Source organism: Sphingomonas sp. (assembly GCF_036677245.1).
Lineage (GTDB): Bacteria > Pseudomonadota > Alphaproteobacteria > Sphingomonadales > Sphingomonadaceae > Allosphingosinicella.
In genome coordinates this window covers 1-12,876 of record NZ_JAKFCG010000045.1, presented here as the reverse complement: position 1 = coordinate 12,876, position 12,876 = coordinate 1, and the positions used below count along the sequence as shown (strand labels likewise).

The 12,876-nt window shown below is 65.2% G+C and carries 14 protein-coding genes, 1 tRNA gene and 1 riboswitch; of the genes, 6 read left to right on the top strand and 9 right to left on the bottom strand.

The features are described 5' to 3' along the window. Positions 1-23: 23 nt before the first annotated feature. Positions 24-186, bottom strand: a riboswitch (cobalamin riboswitch). Between the two features lie 97 nt (positions 187-283). Next, positions 284-514, top strand: coding sequence for a 50S ribosomal protein L31 (rpmE, locus tag V6M48_RS04555; RefSeq protein ID WP_332811340.1), 231 nt, complete (start codon positions 284-286; stop codon positions 512-514). A 9-nt stretch (positions 515-523) separates the two neighbouring features. Then, positions 524-1,054, top strand: a complete 531-nt coding sequence (locus V6M48_RS04550; protein ID WP_332811339.1) for a GNAT family N-acetyltransferase — start codon at positions 524-526, stop codon at positions 1,052-1,054. On the opposite strand, the gene V6M48_RS04545 is transcribed toward V6M48_RS04550, so the two are convergent. The 4 genes from V6M48_RS04545 to V6M48_RS04530 are packed head-to-tail and all read right to left on the bottom strand — an operon-like array spanning position 1,051 to position 5,619. After that, positions 1,051-2,193, bottom strand: coding sequence for a CaiB/BaiF CoA transferase family protein (locus tag V6M48_RS04545; RefSeq protein WP_332811338.1), 1,143 nt, complete (start codon positions 2,191-2,193; stop codon positions 1,051-1,053). The genes V6M48_RS04550 and V6M48_RS04545 overlap by 4 nt on opposite strands. A 27-nt stretch (positions 2,194-2,220) precedes the next feature. Then, positions 2,221-3,411: an acyl-CoA dehydrogenase gene (locus tag V6M48_RS04540; RefSeq protein ID WP_332811337.1), complete on the bottom strand. Its 1,191-nt coding sequence runs from the start codon at positions 3,409-3,411 to the stop codon at positions 2,221-2,223. Continuing rightward, positions 3,411-3,803, bottom strand: a complete 393-nt coding sequence (locus tag V6M48_RS04535) for a DUF423 domain-containing protein (protein WP_332811336.1) — start codon at positions 3,801-3,803, stop codon at positions 3,411-3,413. The genes V6M48_RS04540 and V6M48_RS04535 overlap by 1 nt, the downstream gene beginning before the upstream one ends. A gap of 34 nt (positions 3,804-3,837) precedes the next feature. Next, positions 3,838-5,619 (bottom strand): sigma 54-interacting transcriptional regulator, encoded by a 1,782-nt coding sequence (locus V6M48_RS04530; protein WP_332811335.1) that lies wholly within the window; start codon positions 5,617-5,619, stop codon positions 3,838-3,840. Positions 5,620-5,790: 171 nt separating this feature from the next. On the opposite strand from V6M48_RS04530, the gene V6M48_RS04525 reads away from it, so the two are divergent. The 4 genes from V6M48_RS04525 to V6M48_RS04510 all read left to right on the top strand — a co-directional run bounded on the left by V6M48_RS04525 (position 5,791) and on the right by V6M48_RS04510 (position 9,871). Further along, positions 5,791-6,849, top strand: coding sequence for an aromatic ring-hydroxylating dioxygenase subunit alpha (locus V6M48_RS04525; protein ID WP_332811334.1), 1,059 nt, complete (start codon positions 5,791-5,793; stop codon positions 6,847-6,849). After that, complete coding sequence (locus V6M48_RS04520; protein WP_332811333.1) at positions 6,846-7,163, top strand: 2Fe-2S iron-sulfur cluster-binding protein; 318 nt, start codon at positions 6,846-6,848, stop codon at positions 7,161-7,163. Before V6M48_RS04525 ends, V6M48_RS04520 begins: the two co-directional genes overlap by 4 nt. 41 nt (positions 7,164-7,204) lie before the next feature. Next, positions 7,205-8,257, top strand: a complete 1,053-nt coding sequence (locus V6M48_RS04515) for an aromatic ring-hydroxylating dioxygenase subunit alpha (protein WP_332811332.1) — start codon at positions 7,205-7,207, stop codon at positions 8,255-8,257. Between the two features lie 294 nt (positions 8,258-8,551). Continuing rightward, on the top strand, positions 8,552-9,871 hold the full coding sequence (locus V6M48_RS04510; protein ID WP_332811331.1) for a hypothetical protein: 1,320 nt from the start codon (positions 8,552-8,554) through the stop codon (positions 9,869-9,871). 61 nt (positions 9,872-9,932) lie between these two features. Here V6M48_RS04510 and V6M48_RS04505 read toward each other — a convergent pair whose 3' ends face one another. The 5 genes from V6M48_RS04505 to V6M48_RS04485 all read right to left on the bottom strand — a co-directional run. After that, complete coding sequence (locus V6M48_RS04505) at positions 9,933-10,655, bottom strand: DUF72 domain-containing protein (RefSeq protein ID WP_332811330.1); 723 nt, start codon at positions 10,653-10,655, stop codon at positions 9,933-9,935. A 103-nt stretch (positions 10,656-10,758) separates the two neighbouring features. Beyond that, positions 10,759-11,304: a hypothetical protein gene (locus tag V6M48_RS04500; RefSeq protein WP_332811329.1), complete on the bottom strand. Its 546-nt coding sequence runs from the start codon at positions 11,302-11,304 to the stop codon at positions 10,759-10,761. A 237-nt stretch (positions 11,305-11,541) separates the two neighbouring features. Next, the gene (mscL, locus tag V6M48_RS04495) at positions 11,542-11,967 is read right to left on the bottom strand and encodes a large conductance mechanosensitive channel protein MscL (RefSeq protein WP_332811328.1); all 426 of its coding nucleotides are present in this window, start codon (positions 11,965-11,967) and stop codon (positions 11,542-11,544) included. Positions 11,968-12,213: 246 nt separating this feature from the next. Next, positions 12,214-12,303 (bottom strand) — tRNA-Ser (locus V6M48_RS04490). A 207-nt stretch (positions 12,304-12,510) separates the two neighbouring features. Further along, a partial coding sequence (locus V6M48_RS04485) for a hypothetical protein (RefSeq protein ID WP_332811327.1) occupies positions 12,511-12,876 on the bottom strand: 366 nt, incomplete at its 5' end.

The following is a 12,876-nucleotide window of genomic DNA, read 5'->3' as shown; positions in this document are numbered from 1 at the left end:
GCCGCAGGCTGGACCCGGCCGGACGCGGACGACAAGCGGAGGCAGGTCTCCTGGCTACACGGGTCAACGCCTTGTCTCCCCCTTGAGGGGAGGGGCTCGCCGCTTACAGTTGCGGGCACAGCGCCGGATCTTCACCGGCTTCCCTTTTCACCGCCAGCTGGCGGCACCTTCGCTGCCGGCCTGCTACGAAGCTTGGCCATGGCTTGTCAATAACGAGCCCAGCTTGTAGAGCGCCGCCTCCATTGAGGCTGGTCGGAACCAGCCGTTCGCAGGAAGATTCACCATGAAGACCGACGCCCATCCCGATTATCACATGATCAAGGTGCAGATGACCGACGGCACCGTGTTCGAGACCCGCTCGACCTGGGGCAAGGAAGGCGACACCTTGCAGCTCGACATCGATCCGACCGCGCATCCGGCCTGGACCGGCGGCAACAACAAGATGCTCGACACTGGCGGGCAGGTTGCACGTTTCAACAAGCGTTTCGGCGGGCTCACCCTCGGCAAGAAATAAGCGCGACGCGTGGTCCCGACGATCGAGACCGCGCGCCTCCGCCTCCGTGGCTTCACCGCCGCGGATGTCACCGCCCAGGCTGCGATGCTGGGCGATCCGGACGTCATGCGCTACCTCGGCGGCCAGGCGCAGAGCCGCGAGCAGGCCTGGCGCCGGATGCTGGCGGGGGCGGGCATGTGGCCTGTCCTCGGCTACGGCTATTGGGCGGTCGAGCGCAGCGCCGACGGCGCGATGATCGGCCAAATCGGCTTCGGCGATTTCAAACGCGATCTCGATCGCTCGATTGAAGGCGTTCCCGAGATGGGCTGGGTGTTCGCCGCGAGCGCGCACGGCCAGGGCTATGCCGCCGAAGCCGGGGCGGCAGCGCTTGAATGGGGCGACCGCATGCTTCCCGGGCACAGCTTCGTCGCGATCATCGATCCCGCCAATCAGCCGTCGATCCGCCTCGCGCGCAAGCTCGGCTTCGGCGAGGAACAGGAGGCGCGCTACGACAGCGCGCCGATCCTGCTGTTTCGGCGCCCCGCCGCAAAGTCCGCTTAAATTTCCTTCTCGCCGATGACGAACCGACCGCGATCCTGATCGAGCGCCGGGCTGCCGCGCGCGGCGACCTGGCGATTGCCGTCGATCACGATCGGGGAGGCGACACCCGGGACCCCGCCGAGATCGATCCTCAGCCCGCGTGCCACCACCTGCGGATCGTCGAAGACCTGCGCGAGATCGTTGATCGGGCCGGCGGGAACGCCGGCCGCCGCCAGTGCGGCGAGCAGCGGATCGCGCGCCTGCAGCAGCAGGGCGGGGGCGAGGGTCGCGGTCAGCCGTTCGCGGTTGCGGATGCGGTCGGCGTTGCTGGCGAATTCGGGATCTGCCGCAAGGCTCGTGAGGCCGAGCAGATTGCACAGATCGCGGAATTGGCGGTCGTTGCCCACCGCGACGATGACATAGCCGTCGGCGACCGCGAACGTCTGATAGGGCGTGACGTTGGGATGAGCATTGCCCATGCGGTGCGGCACCTCGCCCGAGACGAGATAGTTCATCGCCTGGTTGGCGAGCATCGCGACCTGGGTGTCGAGCAGGGCAAGGTCGATGTGCGCACCTTCGCCCGTCGTGTCGCGTCCGCGCAGTGCTGCCAGGATCGCGGTCGAGGCATAGAGGCCGGTGAAGATGTCGGCGATTGCGACACCGGTCTTCTGAGGCTCGCCGCCCGGTTCGCCGGTCAGGTCCATGATGCCGCCCATGCCCTGGATCATGAAATCATAGCCGGCACGGCCGGCATAGGGGCCGGTCTGCCCGAAACCGGTGATCGAGCAGGTGATCAGCCGCGGGTTGATCCGCGACAGGCTGGCATGGTCGAGGCCGTATTTGCGCAGCCCGCCGACCTTGAAATTCTCGATCAGGACGTCGCTCTGCGCGACCAGTTCCTTGATCTGCCGCTGTCCCTCGGCGCTGGCGATGTCGATCGCCAGCGATGCCTTGCCGCGGTTGCAGCCGTGGAAATAAGCGGCGCTTCCGTCGGCGCTCTCGACGAACGGCGGGCCCCATTCGCGCGTGTCGTCGCCTCTGCCGGGCTGCTCGATCTTGATCACCTCGGCGCCGAGATCGGCGAGGAGCTGACCCGCCCATGGCCCGGCGAGGATACGCGCCAGCTCGATGACCCGAATCCCCGCGAGCGGACGGTCCACTAGACGGGGCCCATCAGGACGCGGCCATCAGAAGGCCGAAATGCCGGTGATCGCGCGCCCGATGATCAGGCCGTGGACGTCGTGCGTCCCCTCATAGGTGTTGACCGTCTCGAGGTTCGCGGCGTGGCGCATGACATGATATTCGGCGCTGATGCCGTTGCCGCCGTGCATGTCGCGCGCGGTGCGGGCGATGGCGAGCGCCTTGCCGACGTTGTTGCGCTTGATCAGCGACAAGGTCTCCGGAATCACCACGCCTTCGTCCATTCGACGGCCCACCCTCAGCGCCGCCTGCAGCCCGAGGCTGATCTCGGCTGCCATGTCGGCGAGCTTGAGCTGGACGAGCTGGGTCGCGGCGAGGGGGCGGCCGAACTGCTTGCGCTCGAGCGTGTAGCTGCGGGCAGCATGGTAGCAGGCCTCGGCCGCGCCCATCGCGCCCCAGCCGATGCCGTAGCGCGCGCGATTGAGGCAGCCGAACGGGCCGGCAAGCCCGCTCGCGCCGGGGAGCAGCGACTCCTCGGGCACCTCGACCCCATCGATCACGATCTCGCCGGTGATCGAGGCGCGCAGCGACAGCTTCTGCTTGATCTGCGGTGCGGTCAGGCCCTTCATTCCCTTTTCGAGGACAAAGCCCTTGATCTTGCCGTCGTGCGCGTCGGATTTGGCCCAGACGACGAAAATGTCGGCGATCGGCGAGTTGGTGATCCAGATCTTGCTGCCGGTCAGCCGATAGCCGCCATCCACTTTCTCGGCGCGCGTGCGCATGCCTCCCGGATCGGAGCCGGCATCGGGCTCGGTCAAGCCGAAGCAGCCGATCGCCTCGCCGGTCGCCAGCCGGGGCAGGTATTTGCGCCGTTGCTCTTCGCTGCCATAGGCATGGATCGGGTACATCACGAGCGAGGATTGGACCGACATCGCCGAGCGATAGCCCGAATCGACGCGTTCGACCGCGCGGGCGGCGAGGCCGTAGCTCACGTAATTGAGGCCGGCGCCGCCATATTCCGCCGGGATCGTCGAGCCGAGCAGGCCGAGCGCGCCCATCTCGGTCATGATCTCGCGGTCGAAGCGTTCGTCGAGATAGGCCTCGGTCACCCGCGGCAGCAATTTGTCCTGCGCATAGGCTTCGGCGCTGTCGCGCACGAGCCGTTCCTCGTCGGACAATTGCTCGTCGAGCCCGAACGGGTCCGCCCAGTCGAACGGGGTGATCTTGCCTTCAATCATCAGAGACTTTCCAATTTTTCATCGCCTGCGCGCCACGCCGCAGCAGCCAGGACGAGCCAGCCCGCGAGCATAAGCATTCCCCCGAGCGGCGTCACCATGCCCAGCCAACGCCAGCCGCCGAGCGCCATCGCATAGAGGCTGCTGGAGAAGATGATCGTGCCGAGCCCAAGCAGCAACGCCGCCGGCCGCACCCCGCGCAGCGGCAGCGCCGAGAGCGCGACCAAGGCGATCGCATGCCACATCTGATATTGGGCCGCGGTCTGCCACCAGCCCTGGCCTTTCGCGTCGACCACGCCCTCAAGCGCATGCGCGCCGAACGCGCCGAGCGCCACCGCGAGCAGGGCGAGCGAAGCGCCGGCGATCAGGATCGGGCGGTGAGCGGCTTTTCTCATTGACTGCCGCTCCTGGACAAAGACGAGCGCGCGATCAATCGTCTCTCGGCTCGCCGCGCGCGTCGGGCGCGGCTGCGTCGCTTGGATCGGCGCCCGCGACGGGCGCCGGCTTGTTGGTCTTGAGCCAATAGACGAGCTGCGATCGGCTCATCTTGAGGACGCGGGCGGCGGCCGAGACATTGCCCTTGCTCCTGCTCAGCGCGGCGTCGATCATCTCGGCGAGCATCGCGTCATAGCCGATGCCGCGATCGAGGATCTGTTCGGCCAATCCGTCATTCTTCGGGCGGTGGAGCTGGTTGACGATCAGCGCCAGGAGCGGATCGTCGAGCGAGGCGTCATCGGGCGAGCTGATCCTGCCGCCGGCCATCATCAGATGGCTGAGGCCGATCGCTTCGCCGTCATTGGCCATGATCACGCCCCGCTCGATCGTATTCTCGAGCTCGCGAATGTTGCCCGGCCAATCGTGCATCCGGAAGAAGCGCAGGGCTTCCTCCTGGAAGCCGGTCACCCGCCGCCCGTGCCGGGCGGTCATCAGGCGGAGGAAATAGTTTACCAGCAAGGGAATGTCCGCCGGCCGCTCGCGCAGCGGCGGCACGCGGATCGGGAAAGTGCTGAGGCGATGGAACAGGTCGGCGCGAAACCGCCCCTGGGCGATCTCGCTGCGCAGATCGGCATTGGTCGCCGCGACGATGCGCACGTCGGCGGTGAGCGTCTTCAGCCCGCCGATCCGTTCGAACTCGCCCTCCTGGAGGACGCGGAGCAACTTGCCCTGCGCCGACAGCGACAATGTCCCGATCTCGTCGAGGAACAATGTCCCGCCCTTGGCGCGCTCGAAGCGGCCCGCGCGCGACGCGGTCGCGCCGGTGAACGCGCCTTTTTCCACCCCGAACAGCTCGGATTCGATCAATGTGTCGGGGATCGCCGCGCAGTTCACCGAGAGCATGATCTGCCCCGAGCGCCGGCTGCGTTTGTGGAGCTCGCGCGCAAACACCTCCTTGCCGACGCCGCTCTCGCCGAGGAACAGCACCGGGGCGTTGGTCGGCGCGACCTTGTCGACCAGGTGGAGCGCGATGTTGAAGCCGGACGAAGCGCCGACGATCGAACGATGGCCGATGCGAAGATCGTCGGCCGGCTCGGTGCCCGCGCTGCCGACATTCGGCCGCGAGGTGTAATTTTCCGCGCGGAACCAGCGCGCTTCCTTTTCCGGGTCCTCCCATTGGTCGGCCGGCTTGCCGATCAGGAAGCAGCGCTCGTGGCCCATCGCCACGCACTCGACCTCGCGGAAAATCACCGGCCGGCCAAGAAAGGCCGAAGCATAGCCCGACGCATAACCGACCTGCTGCCAGCCGCCAGGCTCGGGCCCGATCCCCATCTCCGACTTGTGGGCCTGGCATTCGGCCGAATTGTGCCAGAAATATTCGCTGTAGAAATGGCCGGTCTCGAGATCCGCCTCGAACACAGTCGGCTCGACCTTCACCGCGCCGCGCAAGGCGTGCAATTGCGGCCCGACGGCGAAACCGGCGAAGACGCCCTCGTCCTTGCGCAGGCGCAGGCCCATTTCGGCATCGGCGGCGCCGAGGCTGTAGCCGAGGCGCGACATCACCGCGCGCGCCCGCTCATGGCCCAGCGCGAGGATCACCTCGCGCCGGAGGATGCCGAGCGAGGCGTTGTCGACCAGCACCATGCGCTCGCCGTTGAGCCTGATCTCCGCCGTCTCGGGCGACAGCTCGAGCGTGCGCAGCAGATCGTCGAGCGACGGATCGGGGGGAAGCTCGACCGCACGGAAGCGGCGGTCGGCGCGGGTGGTGCTGGCCATGGCCTGGTTCCACTTGTTTGAAATTACACAAGTCTGCGCCTGGAATTGTGCAAACATACACAAGACAGGCGGGCCAAGCCTAGCCTGAATCGCCGGAGGTCTTGGTATTCGCCGTCTGGCACGCTTCTTGAAACGCCTTCATCGAGAGGGTGTTGGAAAAGGGCGCAGGCAATGTTCCTGAAAAACGCTTGGTATTGCGCGGGATGGGACAAGGATCTCAGTCTCGGCCAGGACGGGCTGCTCGCCCGCAAGATCGCCGACCAATCGATCTTGCTCTATCGCAAGCCCAACGGCGAGGCGGTGGCGATGGAAGATCGCTGCCGGCACCGCAGCGCACCCTTGTCGCTTGGCCGCAAGGAGGGCGATTCGATCCGCTGCATGTATCACGGCCTGCTGTTCGGTCCGGACGGCCAGTGCACCCAGATCCCCGGCATGTCCCGCATTCCGCCGGGCGCAAACGTCCCCGTATTCCCGGTGGTCGAGCGCGACAATTGGATCTGGGTGTGGATGGGCGAGCCGGCGCTCGCCGACCCGGATCTGATCTGTTACGCGATCGGGCCGAGCGATCCCGATTGGATCCTGCGCACCAACCATCTGCGGATCGGGGCCAGCTTCCGCCAGGAGATCGCCAACCTCGCCGACCTCAGCCACCTCTCGTGGGTCCACGACATGACGTTGGGAGGATCGGAGGATTGGTCGTTCACCAGGCCGACGCACGAGCTCACGCCGCGCGGCATCGAGACCCGCTATTCGGTCCGTCGCTCGCCGCCGCCGGCGTTCGTCAAGCATCTGTTCCCGCCCGACGCCTTGTTCGACATCGAGGCCCATGTCCGGCTGACCGTGCCCTGCAATTTCATCCTGCGCTTCGCCGTGCACGAGGCGGGCGACGCGAAAACGGGGCCGACCAATGGCGCTCTGCTGCTCGACACCTTCACCAGCCAGGCGGTGACGCCGCGCGATGCGGAGTCGGTCGATTATTATTTCTCGTGGGGGACCAGCCGCGAAACCTACATGCCAGGCATCGTCGACCTGATGTACGAGGCCAATGAGACGGCATTCCTGGAGGACAAGAGAATGCTCGAGGGGCAGCGCGAGCGCCAGCGCGACTATGCAGGGGCGCCTCAGATCGACATCGTCCACGACGCCGGGCCAGTCAAAATGCTGTGGGTGCTCGACAAATTGCTCGCCGAGGAAGCGGCCGGAGCGCAAGCGATCAGGGAGGTGGCGTGAGCGCATCAGCACGTCCCGAGGCGCAGGCCCCGCTTGCGGACCCGAACGGCAGCTTCGAGATCGAGATCGCGAGCAGCGGCCTGATCATCGAGGTCGCGCCCGGCCAGAGCGCGGTCGACGCCCTCGCGGCGGCCGGCATCGACGTTCCGGTCTCGTGCGAGCAGGGGATTTGCGGGACCTGCGTGACGATGGTCATCGCCGGCGAACCCGATCACCGCGACATGTTCCTCTCCGCCGAGGATCGTGCCGCCAACGACCTTTTCACGCCCTGCTGCTCGCGCGCGATTTCGCGGCGGCTGGTGCTCGATTTGTGATGGAGCAGGCAATGCAATCTACTCATTCGACGAAATATCTGATGAACGCGTGGTACGTCGGCGCGATCGCCACCGAGGTCGAGGGCGAGGCCTTCTTCCACCGCAAGATCCTCGACACGTCGGTGATGTTCTATCGCAAGCAGGACGGCAGCGTCGTCGCGCTGCACGACCGCTGCCCGCACCGCTTCGCGCCGCTCAGCCTGGGCAAGAGGGTCGGCGATGAAGTCTCGTGCCTCTACCACGCGCTGCGCTTCGATGCCGACGGGCAATGCACCCACAATCCCCACGGCACCGGCCATATTCCCAAGGCCGCGCGGGTCCGCAGCTTTCCGGTGCAGGAGCAATATGGCTTCATCTGGATCTGGATGGGCGACGAGCCCGCCGACCGCGCGTTGCTGCCCGACTTCTCACCGTTGATGGAGGGGCATCCCAACGCGATCGCCTACACCTATATGGCGATGAAATCGAACTATGAGCTGATCATCGACAATGTGATGGACCTCAGCCACATCGATCATGTCCATGGCGAGATCATCACCACCCGCGGGCAGCTTTCGCCGATCGTGCCGACGATCCAGGAGACGGCGCGGACGATCTCGGCGCAATGGGCGTGGAAGCAGACCCCGCCGATCGGGATCTTCGCGCCCTTCCTGCCCGAGCCGAAGGAGGAGGCACGGCATTTCTTCGACATCACCTGGAGCCCGCCCGCCAACATCCAGCTTACCGTCTGGGCGCTGCAGGGGGAGGGCGACGGCTATGACGAGTCGATCGGCCAATATGACCTCCACACCTGCACCCCCGCCGACGAATTCCACACCCATTATTTCTTCGTCACCCGGCGCAACCACGTCGTCGAGGACGGCGAGTTCAATGCGATCAAGATCAAGGCGATGCACGACGCCTTTCACGATGAGGATGGGCCGCTGATCCAGGCCGTGCAGGACGAGATGGGCACTTCCGACTTCTTCTCGCTCAACCCCGTGCTGATGTCGAACGACATCGCCGCCGTCAAAGTACGCAAGCTCCTCCAGAAGCTGATCCGCGACGAACAGAGCGCGGACGCGGTCACCGAGCAGCGCAGCGCGGCGGAGTGACCGGCACGAGGCTTGCGGGGCGAGAGCGAGACACGTCGGTGCCGGTCCAGAGATGAGCCTTCAAGGTTGCGACTGAACCCGGCGCAGGCGCCAGGGTGGAGACCTGTCTCGCAACGGCACTCGTGTCCCACTTTAGCCGCGAGGCTCCTTGACCGTCGCGAATTCGCGTTTGAACAGTGTGACTTGATGTCATAGCTTGCTGGACCGCTCCTGCTCCGGCGAGCCGTGGCGCGGCGGAACGTCGCGGGCTGTCGCGCAGACGCAAGAGGACAGAGGCTGATGCGGTCCGCTCGGATGCTGATTGTCGATCGCGGCAACGGCAACAAGGCCAGGGACGACGCGCTCCGCGCGCTGGATGCGCTGCTTCCATCCCATTGGCACATCATCGGTGACATTCCCCCCAAGCCGATCGTCAGTGCCGAGCGGCAGGGATCGACCGAGCCGTTCGACGCCCTGGTGATCGGTGAGAAAAGCATCTCCGTCGTCAATATCGTCAATCAGCCGGGCCGGGTCCGGGTGCGCATCGGCCGGGCGTATGAGGTGGATGGCGAGCAAGTAGCCTGGACGACGGGCAAGCCATCGAGCCTGCGCGCCTTCAACACCGAGGTTCACAAATTGTGCCTCCTGCTCCGGGATCGGCTCGACATCGATCCCTATCGTGTCGCGGGCAAGATGATCTGGGTCGGCGCCACCGAGATCGACCATGAAAGCAGCGCGACCAGGGAGGAAGTGACCGACATCGAGCAGTTCGTCGAGCTCGCCGTCACGCGCGACGAACGGATGCTGCTTGGTCCTCTTTCCAAGCAGCACGTGGAGGCGACCGCCGGCTATTTCCTCACCGCGGAGCAGGATGAGGAAGAGGCAGAAACCCCGCCGCCGGTAGCGCCGGGGGAGAGCGCCGGGGACTTCCTCAGCTCTCCGGGCGAAGCTCGTCCGGGTGCCGGCGCTGCCGAGCGTTCATTGCCGGTTCCCGCGCGGGCCGCCGCGACCGCGGCAATGGTGCGTAGCGTGTCCTTCGACGACGAGGGCGGGCCGCCCGGGTCGCCGGTGTACCGCTTTGACGACTGGGCAGAGGAGCCGGATAACTTCGGGCCCGCGCCAAAGACGGAGCCTGTCCGGGCGAACGGGAGCGGAGCGCGCACGCTTCGGCTGTGGCTTGGCGGGGGCGGGTTGTTCGCGATGGGCGCTGCCACGGCAGCCTTGGTGATGGTTGCGCAAGGCCCCCGGCGAGCCGAGACTGTTGCGGCTGTCCCCGAACGGGATGTGGAGCGCACCCAGGAGCAGGACTACGGCATTCTGCCCCAAGTGATCGCTCCGGACCCGGGCATTTATGGTCCTGTGGAGGATTTCGTTCCGGCCGAGCTTCCCGAAGTCGCTATCGCCGGTCGCGCGCCGCCTGCAGCGCCTCAGCGGGCCAGCGCCGCTCGCGCGCAAAGCGCTGCTGCCACGACGCGGACAGAAGCTCGACCGCCGCGAGCGCCGAAGGCCGAAACAACGAAGGGCAAATCGGAACGGCCGGCGCCAGGACGAATTCTCTGCATCCTGCCCGACGGGAGCGAAGTGCAGATGGCGCGTGCACCATGCCGCGCCCAATCAGGAGTGATCTATCGCTAAGCGAGCCCGCGTCGGAGACGGGGGAGTACCGGCTCGTCCGAGGGTTGAGCGAACGAACCGATCATCGCTCCGATCGGCTGCACTCCGCCGCCAGGGCGAGGGCATTGCCGGTTGCCGCGCCGGAGGCGGTGTTGTCGAAGATCGCCCAGCTCTCGACGTCGGCGGCGCGGAGCCGCGTCGCGAGCGCCGCGATCGCCTCCTCGCCGTACGAGGAGCGGTAGATCGCGGGCGAGCCGTGCCATCGCGTGTAAGTCAGGCCTGGCCAGCCGCCGGGATCGGCGGCGCCGGGGGCGGGCGGGGGATCGGCGGCGACCCGGGCGACCCTGAGTTGCACCAGCTCAGCGTCGGCCGCCGGATCGAACCAGCTCGGGTGGCGGGGTTCACAGACCAAGGTGCCGCCGAGGACGAGTGCAAGCCGTTCGAAAAAGGGAAGCGCGATCGCTGGATCGAATTCCAGACGCGGCGGCAGCTGGACGAGGATCGGGCCGCGCCGGTCTCCGAGGCCCGCCACCTCCTCGGCGAAAGCGCCGATCGCGTCGTCGCAGTCGACGAGCTTGCGCTGGTGCGTGATCGTCTTCGGCAGCTTGACCGCGAAGCGGAAGCCGTCCGGAACGCTTGCCGCCCAGCGCTCGTACGTCGTCCGCCTGTGCGAGCGATGGAAGCTGCTGTTGATCTCGGCCGCATTGAACAATCGCGTATAGCGCTGCAGGTGCGAGCCTTCTCCGGGCAACTGATCCGAAAATGCCCGCGGAATCGACCACCCCGCGGTGCCGATCCTGATCATCGATCGTCTTCTCCGATCGGTCGCACTTCGATCACTATCGGCTGCTAACGTCAACTTCGGTCGTCAGTGGTGGGGACGCTTTGAGCGCGGGTTGGTTGCTTGCTCAGAGAATTGTCTCACCAACAGGTTGAGTTTGCGGCCGAGCGGCCTTGCTGTCCCGTTCGAGCATAGACCGAAAACTTTTCTCAGCGCGCCGTTGTGCCTCTGCCATTCCAAGAAGCGAGAACCTGAAAACTTTGAACTGAGTATCTCCTATGGCCACTGCGATACCCACATATTTGCTGTCTTTGATAAGATGTTCCAGCGATTTCCAATCAGCAAACGCATAAGCGTAAAGCCCATCTCCGATGTCGCCGACGCAATTCAAATTAATTGAGCCTGCATATTTGTCTGAGTTGACGAGTGCGGGAGAAGTGACACCCTTCTCGCAAACTGTGCTGCCCCCCATTATCCAAAAACATGTTCTCGACTGAACAGTGCAAGTCTCCATCAGAATGGAGCCATCGGCATTGACATTCGACGCGGAGATGCTGCTCCTGTCATCGCTAATCGCCGTGGTCCAATCGTGGTACCGAACCTGCCCCGCCGCAGGTATCGAGAGGCAAAAGATTACAAAGAAAGCGGAAGCTCGGAGTGCATTGATTTTCATGATTGCCCCCGCCTGCTATTCTCAGACGAATGTAAATGGATTCTGATCCTACACGCAATATTCGTGACATTCTCCGCCAAAGGACAGGGTATCGGAAAGCGGAAGCCGCCTGAACCGGCTTGAGCGCCCCAGCGCCGCGGAGTTGGTCGGCGATTTGGCCACGTGCGCGATCCAAAAATGATCAGACCGATAATCAGACTTAGCGTTCGGCTGATGTCGGCGCTCCCACGCTCTATCTCACGCCCGATTTCGCAGCTCATCCCGAATTTCACGCAGGACGAGCAGCTCGTCGGTAGGAGCGGGCGCTGCAGCCTCGGTCGGCTTTTTCGCGCGACTTGCGATCTTCACGATCTGATAAATGATGAAGGCGAGAATGAGGAAGTTGACCAGGGAGGTGACGAACTGACCGTAGCCGAGCATCGCGACGCCCGCGTCCTTGAGCGCCGCATAGCTATTCGGGTCGCCCTTGAAGCCATCCGGAATCGGCCCGAGCCGGACAAAATAGTTCGAGAAATCGAGGTCACCCATGATCGATCCGACCACAGGCATGATCACGTCCTCGGTCAGCGAGGTGACGATCGTGCCGAATGCGGCCCCGATGATGACCGCCACCGCGAGCTCGAGCACGTTCCCGCGCGACACAAAATCCCTGAAGCCTGCCATTCATTGTCTCCCAACGTTGTGAACACGCAACCCAGGTCACGGGGCTTTTCAGGTCAACAGAGATCGCCATTGGCGTACTGATTAGGTCTCTGCGCCCACATCCGCTCCTAGCCGCGTCCTTCATGCTATCGTGGCTGATGCCGTTACGAAAGCGGAACGAAGTTGATGACGATTGCGCACGCGAACTGGTCGGCGATTTGGCCACGTGCGCGATCCAAAAATGATCATACGCAAGTTTGATTGTGGTGGCGGATGGGGTGGGATTCGAACCCACGGTGAGCTTGCACCCACGGCGGTTTTCAAGACCGCTGCCTTAAACCACTCGGCCACCCATCCAATTGCCTGCGCGCCGCCATATTGCGGACCGGCGCAAAAGCCAAAAGTTTGCGCACCGAAAGTTCGCCGGGTGGCGGCCACCGCACCATCCGCATCGCTTCTGCGTGCCGACCGTTTGACACCGAAATGAATGATCACGCTCCTTCGGCGGATCTTGCCGTGGCGCCAAGTCCCCGCAGGCGCGAACATCGCCGTACGGGTTTCGCGTCAGGCGGAAGGACGGGCGAACGGTTCGCGGCGGTGCTTGGCGCGGTCCTGTTCCACGCCGCCTTGTTGTACGCCCTGATCTTCGGCCTGCGCTTCGACCACGGTGGCCGCGCCGGCCCGCAACTGGCCGTATTCGACGTCGTCGAGCCGCCGCCGCCACCGGTGGCCGAGCCGCAACGGCCCCGGCCGCAACCGGCGGAGGCGCCGTCCTCGCCAGGGAAAGCGGCTGCGCCGATCGTCGCGCCGCAGCCCAAGCTTGTCCTTCCAGTGCCGCCCCCTGTCGCAGCCGCGCCCGCGCCGGGTTCGGGCACCGCCGCCGAGGCTGGAGCGGGCGCGGCCGGGGCGGGAAGCGGCCAGGGCGCCGGG